This window comes from Paenibacillus campi (genome assembly GCF_034659835.1).
Classification (GTDB): Bacteria; Bacillota; Bacilli; order Paenibacillales; family Paenibacillaceae; genus Saccharibacillus; species Saccharibacillus campi.
This window is the reverse complement of the sequence record NZ_JAXSQZ010000003.1, coordinates 240,993-257,226: the sequence shown is the minus strand read 5'-3', so window position 1 is coordinate 257,226 and position 16,234 is coordinate 240,993. Positions and strand designations below refer to the sequence as shown.

Annotated in this window: 9 protein-coding genes; 6 read left to right on the top strand and 3 right to left on the bottom strand. The window is 45.2% G+C overall.

What is annotated here, in order from left to right; genetic code table 11:
* Nucleotides 1-315 precede the first annotated feature (315 nt).
* Nucleotides 316-1,317 (bottom strand): general stress protein, encoded by a 1,002-nt coding sequence (locus tag U1I11_RS09880; protein WP_322905930.1) that lies wholly within the window; start codon nt 1,315-1,317, stop codon nt 316-318.
* 272 nt (nt 1,318-1,589) lie between these two features.
* Nucleotides 1,590-2,126 carry a general stress protein gene (locus U1I11_RS09875; RefSeq protein ID WP_322905929.1) on the bottom strand — a complete coding sequence of 179 codons (537 nt, stop codon included), beginning with the start codon at nt 2,124-2,126 and terminating at the stop codon, nt 1,590-1,592.
* A gap of 563 nt (nt 2,127-2,689) precedes the next feature.
* Here U1I11_RS09875 and U1I11_RS09870 point away from each other — a divergent pair.
* The 4 genes from U1I11_RS09870 (at nt 2,690) to U1I11_RS09855 (ending at nt 10,566) form a co-directional block, all read left to right on the top strand.
* Nucleotides 2,690-3,661, top strand: a complete 972-nt coding sequence (locus U1I11_RS09870; protein WP_416235430.1) for an ABC transporter permease — start codon at nt 2,690-2,692, stop codon at nt 3,659-3,661.
* Between the two features lie 105 nt (nt 3,662-3,766).
* Nucleotides 3,767-4,678 carry a carbohydrate ABC transporter permease gene (locus tag U1I11_RS09865; protein ID WP_322905928.1) on the top strand — a complete coding sequence of 304 codons (912 nt, stop codon included), beginning with the start codon at nt 3,767-3,769 and terminating at the stop codon, nt 4,676-4,678.
* Nucleotides 4,679-4,714: 36 nt separating this feature from the next.
* Nucleotides 4,715-6,376 (top strand): type 2 periplasmic-binding domain-containing protein, encoded by a 1,662-nt coding sequence (locus tag U1I11_RS09860; protein WP_322905927.1) that lies wholly within the window; start codon nt 4,715-4,717, stop codon nt 6,374-6,376.
* A gap of 407 nt (nt 6,377-6,783) precedes the next feature.
* Nucleotides 6,784-10,566: an S-layer homology domain-containing protein gene (locus U1I11_RS09855; RefSeq protein ID WP_322905926.1), complete on the top strand. Its 3,783-nt coding sequence runs from the start codon at nt 6,784-6,786 to the stop codon at nt 10,564-10,566.
* 306 nt (nt 10,567-10,872) lie between these two features.
* Here the strand turns inward: U1I11_RS09855 and U1I11_RS09850 are convergent, their stop codons facing one another.
* A complete protein-coding gene (locus U1I11_RS09850) occupies nt 10,873-13,248 on the bottom strand; it encodes an AraC family transcriptional regulator (protein ID WP_322905925.1) in 2,376 nt (791 codons plus the stop codon).
* Between the two features lie 739 nt (nt 13,249-13,987).
* Here U1I11_RS09850 and rsgA point away from each other — a divergent pair.
* Together rsgA and U1I11_RS09840 are read left to right on the top strand one after the other, a co-directional pair.
* Nucleotides 13,988-15,049 carry a ribosome small subunit-dependent GTPase A gene (gene rsgA / locus U1I11_RS09845; RefSeq protein ID WP_322905924.1) on the top strand — a complete coding sequence of 354 codons (1,062 nt, stop codon included), beginning with the start codon at nt 13,988-13,990 and terminating at the stop codon, nt 15,047-15,049.
* 300 nt (nt 15,050-15,349) lie between these two features.
* Nucleotides 15,350-15,820 carry a MarR family transcriptional regulator gene (locus U1I11_RS09840; protein WP_322905923.1) on the top strand — a complete coding sequence of 157 codons (471 nt, stop codon included), beginning with the start codon at nt 15,350-15,352 and terminating at the stop codon, nt 15,818-15,820.
* Nucleotides 15,821-16,234: the final 414 nt, after the last annotated feature.

Sequence of the window (16,234 nt, the reverse complement as noted above, 5' to 3'; positions counted from 1 at the left end):
AACCTTTTGTAAAATTACCCAGTTAGCGGTGAATAGGTGTAGATTTCCAATTAATTTATGACAAAAAACAGATTTCGGATGAAGTAATCCATCCGAAATCTGCTATAGATGTGTTGATCGATACTTTTGGTGAATGTGCTATACAGATGCGTTCGGCTGTCCAATTGATGTGGCTAGCTACAGCACAACGCTCATTTTATTCATCAGCGAATTATCTGGTCATTTAAAGCTGTATCGATCCAATTTTGCCTGTTTGACTGTACGCAGTATGCTATATGAACAGCACATATTGTTATATTATCAATCTGCGATGAATTAGCGACGCATACGATCAATTTGTTCTTTGCCTTTATCGATCAAATCTTTGCCTTTTTCCTTTAGTGATTCATCATGGGTGTCATCTGTACGTCTACGCTCATGATCCATCGGGTCTAACGAACCTGTATTCGCCATATTCGCCCCCAATGCGCCATTTGTGCCCATGCCGGCACGCTGTGCGGAAGCATCCCCGATCGTTGGCTGTCCGCTACGATCTACACGCTGCTCATCATGCGTGACATCCATATCATTAGTAGCGCCAAGCCCTTGCTCTGCGCGCACATCGCGCTCTGATAACGGTGCATTTGTCGCTGTTGTACCGAGTGTACCTGTATCCTCATCAGCAAGACGCTGCTCGCGATCTACGATACGCTGCTGTGATTCTTCGGTTGTATATACACCGCTAACATGTTCTGTTGCCGGGTGCGCTGTTTCACCGTTAACGCTAGTGCTAAGTGGCGCATCATAATAACGACTGTTAGTCGCGCTATTTGCCCGGAACACGTCATAAATACGACTGCGATTGCCAGCTGCGCTATCGACCATCACGAGAATATTGCCTTCATTCACATTCGCTTCATATTCACGCGCTTCTTCTTCCGGTATCCCCATACCGATCAATCCGCCGACAAGCCCACCTGCTCCGGCACCTGCTGCCGCTCCAGCTAGTGTAACCGCGATTGGACCAGCTGCCATAATCGGTCCAAATACCGGGATCGCGGCAAGACCTAACCCTGCCAGCAAACCTGCTACACCACCGATTACACCGCCAGTTGTGGCACCGGTCGCTACGCCTTCAGGCGCTTTGGTTCCCGTTTCGTCTCCTAATTGACGCATGTCTGCTTTATTGTTGCCTACGATCGAAATATCGTCTGAAGCAAAACCTGCATCTTTTAAATCACGTATCGCTTGACTTGCTTGTTCCTCGGTTGTGAATACACCTACAATTTTGCGTGTGTCATTGTCAAGTTCATTACGATTGTGCCCGTTGTTCAACATGATGTTGCCTCCTTCGCATAATCAAGTAATGGGATGCATGATATTGTATACGCGCTAGCTCATTACAGTATTAACCTTAACTGTAAATTCCAAACATCATTCGATCGTATTTAACACGTGAAAACACTCAAAAAAGTCGTCTTACACCGCTACAACTACACTTCTAATGATCGAAGATTTTTTGCTTCACTGTTTTGCTCTGTTTGTTGCCAAGTCACCAACTATCTTTTCTATCAACTACTTTTTTCATATCGTGTATGTGACCATGTTGCTCATTCCGCGCCTTCACTCCACGGATTGTTCACATTAACCGCTTCATTACGGCGGAATATATCATAAATGTCTTCTGTACGCCCGGTCGCTTCCGCGACAAGAATCAAAATATTGCCTTGTCCTAGCTGATCCTGATAGCGATTTGCTTCTTCCTCTGACAATCCATAACCGATTAAAGCGCCCAGCAGACCACCAGCGCCTGCTCCGAACAATGCGCCGGTAAACATACTGGCGATCGGCCCAATCGCCAGCAATGGCCCCACCCCTGGAATAGCAAAGGTGGCAAAACCCGCCAACATACCAGCAAGCCCACCAAATACGGTCGTTTCTGACATGCCTGCCTGTCGCTGTGCTTCAATATCAACGCCTGTTTCCCGTTCAATCGCAGCGGCATCACCCGGATTTTGCGCGAGCACGGAAATATCCCGTTCTTTAAAACCCGCTTGCCGTAAATCGCGAACTGCCTGCAACGCCTGATCTTCGGTTATAAAGACGCCTATAATCTTTTCCATTACTTTGTTATATGGATCGCTCATATCGGTTCACCTTCATCCAGTGTCATAGTCTGATCCGCTTATGGTCAGCACACTTATACTTAGACGTAATACTTGCTTGCTTAAACGGCAGTATGTATTTTGTGACGGAAATAGCTAACATATGTAAACACATACAACTGACACGAACATCAACATGCCATTTATGATAACGCTATCATTTTTAATTTGTACTGTACTACAGTATAGAAGTTGTTCATCATAAGCCAATTATGACCTCATATTTGACATATTTCTATACCAAGCAAGCTAATGTGGCTGTTATTTGTTGATATAAGCTCACATTGGCAACAAACCCTTTTGTATCATCGATCATCATTGTGATATGTGTGTATGGTGAGGAAGCACATTCTACATATTTACGCGGATCGGCATTACTTTTTACAATACAGACATCGCGATTTTGTTATCACCGCTTTTACTTCTGCCAGTTGCGGCGATGATAGCGATAGGATGAACGAATAGCAATGATCAGCTTCTCTCATCATTGTTGTCAAGTAATGGCTGCACTAACATGCTGTAATGAGCATTAAAGGAGGAATAGGATGCAAAAGAATATGTCTGATACGGTGCAAGTGGATCGGCTGTCCAAATCCTCGGCTGGGGATAAACGACATTCTGGCTGGAAACGAGTCTCACGTAACTGGGAATTGTATCTGTTGATCGCTCCCGCATTCTTGTACTTCCTCATTTTCCATTATGGACCGATGTATGGTATCCAGATCGCCTTCAAAAACTTTATGCCTGCTCGTGGCATTACGGACAGTCCGTGGGTCGGATTGGATCACTTTATCCGTTTTTTTAATTCCTATTATTTTTGGGATTTGATCCGCAACACATTAACGATTTCGCTTTATCAACTGATCGTCGGTTTTCCATTGCCGATTTTGCTGGCGCTCGCTTTTAACGAAATACGCAATGGCTGGTTTAAACGTACGGTACAGACGGTCACATATGCACCGCATTTTATCTCTGTTGTCGTAATGGCAGGCATTATCGTTACCTTCCTGTCGCCTTCCACCGGCATTATCGTTAAAATGATCGAATGGATGGGCTTTAGCTCGCCCGCTTTTTTGACCGATCCGGCATGGTTCAAAACGATGTATGTGCTGTCTGGCGTCTGGCAAAGTACCGGCTGGGGCACGATCATCTATCTTGCCGCATTGTCGGCTGTCGATCCACAGCTTCATGAAGCGGCAATTGTAGATGGCGCGAGCCGCTGGCGGCGCATTTTGAGCATTAACATACCGACGATCATTCCGACGATTACGATTTTGCTCATTTTGAATGTAGGCAGCATTTTGGGGGTCGGCTTTGAAAAAATACTGTTATTGCAAAATCCGCTTAATATGAGTTCTTCCGATGTGATCGATACGTTTGTGTATCGCACCGGTTTGCTCAATGTACAGTATAGCTTCTCGACTGCGGTCGGGCTGTTTAACTCGGTTGTCAATGCGGCGCTGCTTATTGCTGTCAATCAAGTCGCACGTAAGACGAGCGAGCACAGTTTATGGTGACGCCTTGAACAGCTATTATTTTTCAGGCTACTTCGTTTGCTGCTAATCGACGATATACGTTTGCCTCAACACTTTTATTCTGAACGTCAAGGAGGGGATTTTGGTATGGCTGCTGTCATTAAAGAAAGCCGCTCGGATCGTATGTTTTTGCTGCTAAATTATGTATATTTAGCGATTGCGCTAGTCTGTGTACTGTATCCGCTCGTTTATATCGTCAGCGCTTCGATCAGCTCACCTACTTACGTTAGCTCTGGCGAAATGTGGTTGCTGCCCAAAGGTATTACATTTGAAGGTTATCAACGTGTATTTGAAAACCAATCGATTTGGCAAGGCTATGCTAATACGATTTTGTACACCGTTGTCGGTACGCTAGTCAATTTGCTCGTGACGATTCCGGCAGCGTATGCGCTCAGTCGAGCGGATTTTGTCGGGCGTGGATTTTTTATGGCGATGTTTCTAGTGACGATGTTTTTTAGCGGTGGTTTGATTCCGACCTATTTGCTAGTCAAAAATCTCGGGCTGGTGAATACGATGTGGGCATTGATTTTACCAGGTGCTGCCTCGGTGTGGAACATTATCGTGGCACGTACATTTTTCCAATCGACGATTCCAAAAGAATTGCAGGAAGCGGCGCATATAGATGGCTGTACGAATTTGCGGCTGTTTTGGAAAATCGTCATTCCGCTGTCAGCGCCGATTATCGCGGTCATGGCGCTCTTTTATGGAGTCGGGCATTGGAATAGCTATTTTAACGCACTCGTCTACTTAAACGATGAATCGAAATATCCACTGCAAATGGTGCTGCGGCAAATTCTCGTTTTGCAGGAAATGACCGGCAGCGGAATCGGCTCTGCCACTAGTGGTGAAGCGGCGATGGCGATGAATGCACGCGCTGATTCGGCAGCATTGTTAAAATATGCGGTCATTATCGTATCGACGCTGCCGATTATTGCGATTTATCCATTTTTGCAGCGTTATTTTGTGCAAGGTGTGATGATTGGCTCGGTGAAAGGTTGATCAGCTCCACATTTTCTATTTTGAAGGAGGCATACTATGAAAGGTTCATTCCGTGCTCGCTCTAGCTCGTCCACTTCGTTTTTCCGGCGTTTTCAAGCACCGCGTGCAGCAGCGCTTGTATTATCGGTCGCGCTCGGCACGTCCATACTGGCAGGCTGTTCTTCCGGTGCCACTAGTGAGCCGCAAGTTGGCAGTGCCGAATCGGCTGCCAATGTGAACAAACAAGGCTTTCCTGTCGTCAAAGAGCCGATCACACTCACGATGATGGGCCCGGACGTCGGGATGCAAAACTGGAAAGACATGCCTGCTTTTAAAGAGATGGAAAAATTAAGCGGCGTTTCGTTCACTTTCGAAAATCCGCCGCTCGACAGCTTTGAAACGAAAAAAAATCTCGTATTTGCCAGCGGTGAATACCCGGATATTTTCTATGCATCTTCATTGACACAGGCGGATGAAGTGAACTATGGCAGTCAGGGCATTTTGCTGCCGCTCGAAAACTTGATCGACAATTATGCGCCTAATTTGAAAAAACTGCTTGATGAACGTCCGGAAATTCGCAAATCGATCACTACACCAGATGGTCATATTTATTCGCTGCCAGTGATCAATGAACAGAGCATCTGGTATCGTAGTCCGATGTGGTACAATGGCGACTTTTTGGAAGCGCTTGGTGTGAGTGATCAGCAATTGCCCAAAACGACCGATGAGCTATACGATCTGCTCGTCCGTTTCCGTGACGAAGACCCGAACGGCAATGGCAAAAAAGACGAAATTCCGCTCGCTTCCGTCAAACTGGACGATATTCGTTCATGGCTGCTCGGCGCATGGGGCATTTATGGCGAAGATATATACAATGATGCTAACGGCAAAGTGCATTTTGCCCGTACTGAAGATGGTTATCGCGAGTTTCTGACGTATATGAATCGACTGTGGAAAGAAAACTTGCTTGATCATGAAACGTTCTCGCAAACACCGGATCAGAAAAAAGCAAAAGGTGCAAACAATCAACTCGGTCTGTTTCAAGACTGGCATGCTTACTTTACACATGGCGGCAAACCAACGACTAAAGACCCGATGTTTATCCCGGTGAAAAGCGACAAAGTCGACCAGCCAGCCGTAGCGATTCACCCCGGATTGTCTACTGGCGCATTTGCGATTACCGAAAGCAATCCAGCCCCTGAAGCATCGATGCGCTGGATTGACTATATGTACAGTTACGATGGCGCGATGCTGTTCGATAAAGGCCCGGAAGGGCTAATGTACGAAACCGTGAACAAAGAAGACCATACGAAAAAATGGAAACCGTTACCGAGCCAATATAATAGCCGTGAAGATTATCGGGGTACGTTGACGCCAAACTATGGTACACCGGCTCCTACACTGCTCAGTCCAGATTTGCAAAAAGGCTTAAAAGAAGACTTCGACCTCTGGGTCGACAAGCAAAATGAAGAAAAGATTCTCGCATACGATCCGCAGCCGCCATTCCCAATCCTGTATTTAACACAGGAAGAACAGGCGGAAATCTCTAGCCTGCGTGCCGATATGGATACGTACATTCAACAAATGGAAGCCAAATTCGTCACCGGTCAGGAACCTTTGACCGGCTGGGATAATTATCTCGCCACCGTTAAGCAAATGGGCAGTGACCGCATGATTGAGATTTACCAGACCGCCTATGATCGCTGGAAAAATAGCTAATTGTTGTGTTACAGCTTCACTAGCCTTACCGATTACTAGTTATCGATTTGCATAAACATGCAAAAAAGCCACATGAATCCTCCAATGGATTCCGTATCGTGCTCATAAAGCAACGATACGTACAACGACGCATCGGCATATTCATCTAAAGGCAGCCCCTAATCGGACTGCCTTTCTCTGTGCTTATCGCCTTGTTTTAACGCCTTATTTTGAAGAAGCTTTAACCAATGGACAGACTATGATCCAATAACTCTATTTACCTAACAAAATCGATCCTATGTGCCATCCCAACATACCTCTATGGAACAGTACAAAAAAAATAGTTTAATTCATTAACTGAAACTAACTTAACAACCGATAATAGATTTGCGGGAAAAAGATTAAATATGCAGCAAAGGGGACAGCATATGAAAAAATGGATGATCTGGTGTTTAGCGATCATGATCGCCTTGCCGAGCGCAGCGGCTACACCTGTCTATGCCGATGGTAATACGGCGAATACGACAAACAGTAATACAACTAGCAACAACAGTACCGTTTCATCGGATACGTACTCTACAAACAATTCTTCAACGTCCACCGATAACACGACTACGTCTACTTCTGGAGGCGGCGGTACAGTCATTACGATTGCTACAACGAACAAACCCGTCATCAACCTGATCGGCGACAGCAATGTGCGTATGAAGGTCGGTACAACGTTTGCTGATTCAGGCACAACGGTACAGGATGATGTATACAATGACCTCACCGCAAAGGTAACGTATACACTCAATAGCCAGCCGGTTGATTCGATCAATACCAATGTAACAGGCAACTATGTTATTCATTACAATGTGACCACTTCAGACAATCGTGTTGCCAATGAAGCTACACGTACGGTAACGATTGTCAATGTTGGCGATTACACCAACCTGTCCAGCATTAACGTACCTAATGCTTACGGTATGGCGTATTACGGAGATTATGTATATGTTGCCCAACGTGATAAAGGGTTAGCACGTGTCAACCTGTACAGTGGCAAGATCGAACAGATTGTCAGCTCCAACCAGTCGTTTATGGCGGTAGCGCTCGATTCGTCGGGTAATCTTTTTTATACCATTGATAGCGACTCGACCATCTACAAATTGGATCATAATGATTTGAATAATCTGCCTCTAAGCCAGAGTGATTTTACGACCAAAAAGAGTGCCTACTTTTCTTCTAACCAATACACCTTCTTTTATGGTTTAGCGGTTGACAGCAAAGACAACATCTACTTCACGGATTACAGCTCTAAATCGATTATAAAGCTGCCTACGAATTCACTCACGCCACAGGTAGTAATAAACGGCTTTTCTGTTAAATTTACCAGCTTCACCTTTGATCCGCTAGGAAATTTATATACGAGCGGCAGAGATGGGAATGTGTACCGAATTGATTCTAGTTCACTTCAATCCCTCCCTCTGAGTGCGAATAGTCTCGTAAATATTAGCAACGGTCAATTCAGTGGCGGTTATGGCATGTTCTTTACCCCAGATGGTACATCGTATATGGGTTCCTCTTTTGAAAAGAATCCAGAATCTACGCTGATTCCGGTCATTACGCTGAATGGGTCTTCACCAACTATAGTTAATCAAAATGATAACTTCTATGATCCAGGTGTAACGGTTACGCCAAGTCAATACACGAATCTTCAAACTGTCACTACGTATACATTGAACGGTTCCCCGGTTCCAGGTGTGGACACAAGTGTGCCTGGTACGTATACAATTCATTATAACGCTTCGATTTCACCACAGTATGTGGCTAAAGAAGTGACGCGTGACGTGATCGTTAAATCCGGACCATCGCAATTGAGCGATGTTTCTGTTAAACGTCCTTTCGGACTCGCTTATTATAATGGCGATGTGTATTATGCCGATTACTCTCGCGGTATTTACAAAATTTCGACCAAAACATTTAAAGTCACTCGTATTTCTAAAAGCGATGATTACGATATGGTCGCGGTTGCGGTCAACAAAAACGGCGATCTATTCTATTCGTTTAGCGGTCAACGCAAAATTTACAAGCTCGATCATTCGTATCTGAATGATTCCGAATTTTTACCGTATTCGGAAAGCAATCTGATGAAATCCAGTACGGTTTATTATGAAGCACCAAGAGACACAACCGATAATGGGTACGATGTATCCATTAACGGCTTAGCTTTTGATGGGAACGACAGTCTGTACTTTACGTTGCAAATGGACAATGAGCTGCGAGCGTTCTCTCAAATCTTGCGTTTCTCTGCCAATTCTGCAACCAATCCTGAACTAGTAGCTACGTATCCAACACGAGCATACGGTCTGACGATTAGTCCGCTCGGCAATCTGTATGTGAACGTAGGATTGAATGGTCTGTATAAAGCTGATGCTTCCCTGCTGAATAATGTTCCGATAGCTGCCACTCAATTCAAATTGATGGACAATTTCAACTCAGCCTATGGTGTTGTATTCCTGCCGGATCGTACAGGTTACACAAGCTCGGTAGAACCTACAGGCACATTGAGAAAGCTTGGCTTCCTCGATTCCGTTCCAACCATTCCAGTAACGAGCATCCAACTGAATCCATCGACGCTGACGTTCACGGAAGGCGATGCTCCTGCTCTGCTCACTGCAAGCATTTTGCCAGATAACGCTACAGATATACAGCTTGTTTGGAAAAGCAGCAATGAACAAGTAGCTACCGTTCAAAATGGTATTGTGACGCCAGTTGGTACCGGTACGGCGTCGATCTCTGTTTATGCAGCGAGTCAGCCAGAGGCATCTGCTATAGCGACAATTACCGTTAATGCTAAACCGGTTATCGTGAAAGATGACAAAAAGAAAACCGATAGCAAACTGACACTAGGTGTAGATGGTGGCGTAGGTAAAACGTTCGTGCCTTCTACAGCTACCGAATCTCGCTCCACCCAATTCGATGGCAGTACAGTACGTACGATCACATTTGATCCAGACAAAATGCCAGCTGCGATCAATTTGCTTAAAAACATGAAAGAATCTACAATTCGCTTGAATATCCCTACAATCGACAATTTGAGTTTGAACACTGATATTAACCTGCCGCTGAGTGTATCCAATTCCATTAGCAGCAATGACATGAACCTGGACATTAATACGAATAAGATTCAGCTATCCATCCCTTCCAGTTCAATGTTAAAGGTCAATCAAGATGTCACGTTCAAAATCAATGTACTCGATCAATACAAAGACATGATCAACGAGAAAATACGCGCTTCGAACATGTCGCTTGTCAAACAAATTGTTGGCAATGGTGATCTGTCTGTCGTTAGCCAGCCGATCGACATCATTACGAACTTCCAGAACAAACCTGTCGATGTGTTAATCCCACTCGATACCGTTAAAATACCGAGCCTTTCCGTCGTGAAAAGTCTGTATGTCTATGTAAACCATAGCGACGGTAGTGAAGAATTTATTAAGCCGATTCAGATTACCGATGATTCCGGCAATACCGTTTTGAAAGTCAACACTAGCAAATTCAGTACGTTTACCGTTATGCAAGTGAGTAGCACATCTACTCCTACCACTACGGGAACTACACCTGTAACAGGCACAAATCCTGCCAATACAGGCGGTATCGTCAAACCTGCTTATATTGAAGGTTATCCAGATGGTACATTCCGTCCAAACAATAGTCTGACTCGTGCAGAACTCGCTTCCCTGCTCTATCGTCTGCAAGCAACAAGCAGCAATGCAGGCGCAGTGAAAAGCTTTAAAGATGTATCGTCTAGCTTCTGGGCGAATCAAGCGATTCAATCGATGCAATCTGCTGGACTGATGAGCGGTTTGCCAAACGGTACATTTGCACCGTCCAAACCAATCACACGTGCGGAAATGGCGATCATTTTAAGCCGCTGGCAAAGTTTAAGCGGTCAAGGTGGTACCACATTTGCAACTGATATTAATGGACACTGGGCAGAACGCGATATCAAGCTCGTACTCACCGCAGGTCTGATGCAAGGTATTAGCCCATCCAGCTTCCAGCCAAATGCACCGTTAACTCGTGCACAGGCAGTCACAATCCTTAATAAGATTTTGGAAAAAACAGCAGTACTGTCTGCTCGTCCAACACCGTGGAAAGACGTACCATCCAGCCACTGGGCGTATGCAGATATTATGGAAGCTTCCAACTCCTACTCGCTGAAATAAAACGACTGAAATAAAGTAACATTGTATAAGCGAAACGAAAGTTAACAAAAACCACCTTCGAGAGCATCCGGCATATTCGCTGCTGGTATTAATCTCTTGAAGGTGGTTTTTTATTTTTGTTTTGTATGTTGTGTTTGATATGGATATAACCTATTAGGCTATGGGAACATAAAACCTGTAACTTTGACTCCTCCTTGATCGATTGCCCCCACTGTAATTGTCTCTATCTCCGTCTCTCTCCCTTTCTCTATCTCTGCCTCTGCCTCTGCCTCTGCCTCTGCCTCTGCCTCTGCCTCTGTCACAATGCTATGAGATCGAGTCGCGAATTTCCAGCGCCGACTGCTGTTCTTCCCCACGATGCAGTTTGCGGTATTGCCCCGGTGTACAGCCCATTTCCTTTTTAAATTTACGAATGAAATTAGCCGTATCCAAATAACCGACCCGTACGATAATATCTTTAAGCGGATCATCGGTTTCGGTAATTTGCCGAATCACTTCATCACGCCGCAATTGCCAGATGTATTGCGAAAAGGTCAGCCCGGTTTTGTCCTTAAACGTACGGCTTAAATACGAACTGGAAATGGAAAATTGTTGCGCTATCCCTTCCAGACTAAGCGCATAATCGGCATATTGCGCCTCCACATAAGCGACAATTTGATCGAGCAGTGATACTTGCTCGGTTTCCTGTTTGTGCTCGGCACATGCGCAAATACGGATCGCCAGCATTTGCAATTGCCCTTCCAGTTCCTCCGCTGTCTCAAATGCCGATAACTGCGGCATATCACGCAAACTGCCAAGCAAACCGGCATCAGACGCGGTACGCAGCACCGTATTCAGCAGATCGAACAAAATGCAGCGCATTAACGGCAACGGTAACGATTGAGCGTGCACGCCAGCGGTAATGTAATGAATCATATGGCTTGCTACCTGAATATTACCTTGCTTTAAACTTTGTGACAGCTTGAGTAGTGATTCATTGCTAATCCAAAATTGGCTGCTGCCTGCGCGGTGATCATCCTGATGCAATTGATTAAAATACGTTACACTCGACGTTTCCCCGATCACACGATATTCCATCGCCGTCGCCGCCTCGATAAACGACTGATTAATCGCCTCTAGCTCTGTATAACTATTGCCTACCCCTACGGTTGGATAGGTACTATAATGCGTATACACGAGCTGCCGTACTGCTGCCACGATACCGTTTAACCCTTGATCCGCTTCACTCTCACCTGCTCGTTGCGGATGCCAGCATACCGCCAATGCCAAACGATTGCTGGACGAATATTCAACCCCGTACAAGCGTGCACCATGCTGCGGTAAGTTCACTTCGCTTAACAGATCAGGCAAACTTGGATACGAACCTACCGTTTCGTCCAGCAGCTCCACATTGCTGGCAGTGGAAGCAGCAGGCGATCGCAGCAATAGTGCATCACTCGATACGATCATGACGAAATAATGCAGCCCCTGCTCACGCAATCCAAGTCCATCAATCAAACGCACCGTCTCCGCATCATCCGGTTGACCATGCTTCATCAACATTAACAAACATTGGTGCCGCACATATGGCTGCTGCAATCCAACCTGATCGCGATAATGCAGCAATGTGTCGCGAATCCATGTCCATTCATTGTGTAGCGCTTGACCGTTAGCATGACCGCGATCAGTCTGCGTTCCCGTTCCAGCGCTGCGGTTTTGCGCAAATTCCACCAGATCACGCAATGGGCCATATTGCCGCCTTGCCAGCATTAAGGCAACCGGAATGCCCGCCAGCGCCACCAATGCAAAGATGAACACAATCAATGTTTGCACATGAAAAATACGGCTAAAAAACTGATCGCTTGGCATCGTCGTCACATATGTCCAACCATTTTCCGGCGATTCCACCGCCACGACCGACTGCTGCTTGCCGTTCAGCTCCATACTGTGAATGCCGGATGTAAGCTTGGACAATGTGCCTAGCTCAAGCGGTGTCGGTAATGTATCATGATTGTTCGCAGTTAACACATGACCATTATTGTCAAAAATATAACTGTTGCCTTTAAAATCACTGAGCACCGAATTCATCATCCCGGTTAAACGGGACTCATTAATCAAATATACGACCGTCGCATACGGATACGCAGCGGTCGGCTTAATCGGCACCATATGCACAAGCATTGACGATTGACGCGAATTGACCGTTACCCTATCGGCAGGTCGTGTAAGCGGATACTTAATTTCGTTTAGATCACGCTTAATTTGCTGTTGATCCCAGTTGCTAAATGTATACGTTTTGCCAAATACGACATGTAATCCACTTAATCCTTCCGACGAATAAATAACCGAATCATGGTGAAAATAGAGCAGCAGATCATCGATAATCGCACTGTTGGCACGATATTGATCTAATCTGCGAATCGCTTCGCTGCTATAATAAGGATGCTTGACCATATAACGGGTCAAACTGTTGTCATAGCTCATTCGAATCGCAATATCGCGCAATTCGGTCATCCGTCCATCAATCGTCATCCGTACTTGATTCAACTGGTTCACATTCGATTGCTCTATCTCGGTACGCAAGCTGTTGACCGCACTTTGATAAATAAAAACCGTAATCACAATCAATGGCACGAGGAAAATTAACAAATACGACACCATATAACTTCGCTGTAATTTTGAGCCTCCACGTTTGAATCCCATCCGTTTCCTCCTCACACATGACGATGACAGGCAAGCCCGGCAGCAGATCGTTAAGCGAGCACAATTATAAACAGGATCGCTCCAAACTTGCTTAGCTAGCGCATTTTACTGTACTCCATTGCCCTATCACTATACGGTGTGACAGGCAAACCCGGCTGATGCACGGTTAATGTCAATGCTTATGAAATATGGAACACGTAACAACGTAATTTCAACGATCGTACCTCAACGAATGTACTCTATTGCTGGAAGCTGATTAGCTGTTTCTGCAAATCTTTATCCATGCTTGCAACAATTCATAACATTTCAATATTTATTCCGTACATATAAGGGCATTAAGCAGTCGTTTAGTTTACAAAACGCATACATAATTAAATCAATTGTAGCTTATTTTCGTTATGTGAGAAGGGTTAAATTTGCATAATCGGAAAATTTGGTACTTTTTAATCACATTTGGCTAACGTGGCGTTTACATACGAGGTTATAACGTGTAATGGTAGAAATGGCGCTTATAGTGAACGTTAGCACAGCCATTTTCAGTGAATATGCTCCAATTTATTCATGACTTTTTTTCCTGCTTCTGGTATGCTGGACATGAAATCCCGACAAGAAAGGATGATGAATATGAGAGCCATTATGTTTTTTCGCAGCCGTCCGACACTCGTGACCATTTCTAAATCGGGAGCAATGAACGGATAAACATTCACCAGCTCCCGTACAACAAAAGGAGCTAATTTCATTGGAACTTAAACGATACGGATATCATGATCATTTTGCAGCGCGCTTCGCTGAATTGGAGCTGCCGCCACACCTTATTCCTGCACGTGTAACCGCGGTATTTAAACATGTGATGCGTGTCGTCTCCGCAGACGGCGAAGGACTAGCACGACCGAAAACGTCCTCTTTTCGCGAGGTCGATCGGATCGGACGACCGGCGATTGGCGATTTTGTAGCGATTGAAAGCCATCCTGGTGATACATCGCTTATTTATGCCGTGCTGGAGCGCAATAGCTTATTTGTACGCGATGACCCTGATCCGGATGCTGGTCAACAGGTCGTTGCTGCCAACTTTGACTATTGCTTTCTCGTTAGTTCAGCGAATGACGATTTTAATATGAACCGGTTGGAACGTTATTTGACCGTCGCCTGGAATAGCGGTGCGATGCCGGTCATCGTACTGACCAAAGCAGATTTGACCGCTCAGTTGGATCATTATCGCAGCGAGCTGGAAGCAGCCGGATTCGGTGTACCATTTTATGCGGTCGATAGCATTAGCGGTAATGGACTGGACGAACTGCGCAGTCTGCTAAAGCCCGAGCAAACGATCGTATTGCTCGGCTCATCCGGTGTCGGCAAATCATCGCTTGTAAATGCACTCGCTGGCGAAGATCAGATGCGTACCGGTGGTATACGTGAAGACGATGCACGCGGACGGCATACGACTACCCATCGCGAGCTGCATCTGCTGCCCAATGGCGTCATTGTTATCGATACGCCGGGTATGCGCGGGCTCGGCGTAGGCACCGCCTCCGAAGGACTGGACGAAACGTTCAGCGATATCGACGAGCTTGGCGAATATTGCCGGTTTAGCGATTGTACCCATGAGGACGAACCAGGCTGTGCCGTGCAAGCAGCGCTACAAGACGGTACATTAGCGCATCAGCATTACAACAACTGGCAAAAACTCAAACGCGAAATCGCCTTTAATGAACGCAAACAGAACGCACAGCTACAACGACAAGAGAAGCAAAAATGGAAAACGATGAGCAAACAGATGAGCAAAAACAAGCATCGTATGTAACTGCTAGTGTTGATCCGAACCGTCCATTCATAATTGGTTGTATATGATCAGTAGCCGCAGCATGTAGCTTTACTCCGCTGTGTTGCTGCTAGTCTGTATAAATTCATTTGAGACAATGTATTCACTAGCGTTTATCCCCTCACTTTATGCTCCACCTGCCTTGCAGACGGTTATATAGTCGCAAGGCAGGTGGAGTATTTGTATATCCGAGCTATATTTTTCACACTAAGCGATTGTTGAAAAGGACACAAAATACGCTATACTAAATACAATCGACACGCCCAGCAAAGGAGGTTTATTATGAACAAACAAGAGCAAATTATGCTGGAATTTCGACAATTGTTTACGAAAATGGCATGGCTAAATCGCCTCAAAATGGAAGCCCAGCTTCATGAACATAAACCGTCTGAAGTGCACTGCATCGAATATATCGGCAAACATCCCGATTGTAATGTTACACGTCTGGCAGAGTTCTTTTATATGACCCGGAGCGCAATTAGTAAAATGACCAAAAAGCTGCTGGAAAAAGGCTTGATCGCAAGCTACCAAAAGCCGGACAACAAAAAGGAAATTTACTTCCGCCTTACCGCACAAGGTAAAGAAATCGAACGCATTCATGAACAGTTGCATCAACAGTTTCAACAGCGCGATGCCGCTGTATTTGCCGATGTAACCGATGAGCAATATGCCACTATGCTGGAATTTATTCAGCGCTACAGCAACCATCTGGATAAACAGATTAACACAATCGGTCGGGATGAAGAAGCTTGATCATTCATTTGAAACGATAGCTAATAAGCATACGGTTAGGTAGGGCGTGTACGCAAATGCTGAAGCCCGCCCTTTCCCCTTATTTCCTGTCCTCCGTTGCCTGCATCTCGCAGCCTACGAGTTTGCGTACACGCCTTAGTTCTCGCTAACGATTTGCATCATAATGTTTATGCGAATGTGCACAACGATCCCAAACGTTATGCTGCACATTGTAAAACGCCTGCTCTACCGGAAATATTCTGGTTTAGAGCAGGCGTTTTTATTTTTTGTTGACAAGGAAACAAAATACGAATATATTATTGTCAACTAGGAAACAAAAACTATAGTTGTCCCTTTTTCCATTCCATTCTAAAGCATGTCTTCAAACTGTTGATGAAGTAGCTTGATGCAGTCGCTTTTTATGAGACTACGCTG

What these genes read in the sequence shown, in the direction of transcription:
- U1I11_RS09880 (WP_322905930.1), bottom strand. Translation starts at nt 1,317, where the DNA reads ATGTTGAACAACGGGCACAATCGTAATGAACTTGACAATGACACACGC.
- U1I11_RS09875 (WP_322905929.1), bottom strand. Translation starts at nt 2,126, where the DNA reads ATGAGCGATCCATATAACAAAGTAATGGAAAAGATTATAGGCGTCTTT.
- U1I11_RS09870 (WP_416235430.1), top strand. Translation starts at nt 2,690, where the DNA reads ATGCAAAAGAATATGTCTGATACGGTGCAAGTGGATCGGCTGTCCAAA.
- U1I11_RS09865 (WP_322905928.1), top strand. Translation starts at nt 3,767, where the DNA reads ATGGCTGCTGTCATTAAAGAAAGCCGCTCGGATCGTATGTTTTTGCTG.
- U1I11_RS09860 (WP_322905927.1), top strand. Translation starts at nt 4,715, where the DNA reads ATGAAAGGTTCATTCCGTGCTCGCTCTAGCTCGTCCACTTCGTTTTTC.
- U1I11_RS09855 (WP_322905926.1), top strand. Translation starts at nt 6,784, where the DNA reads ATGAAAAAATGGATGATCTGGTGTTTAGCGATCATGATCGCCTTGCCG.
- U1I11_RS09850 (WP_322905925.1), bottom strand. Translation starts at nt 13,248, where the DNA reads ATGGGATTCAAACGTGGAGGCTCAAAATTACAGCGAAGTTATATGGTG.
- U1I11_RS09840 (WP_322905923.1), top strand. Translation starts at nt 15,350, where the DNA reads ATGAACAAACAAGAGCAAATTATGCTGGAATTTCGACAATTGTTTACG.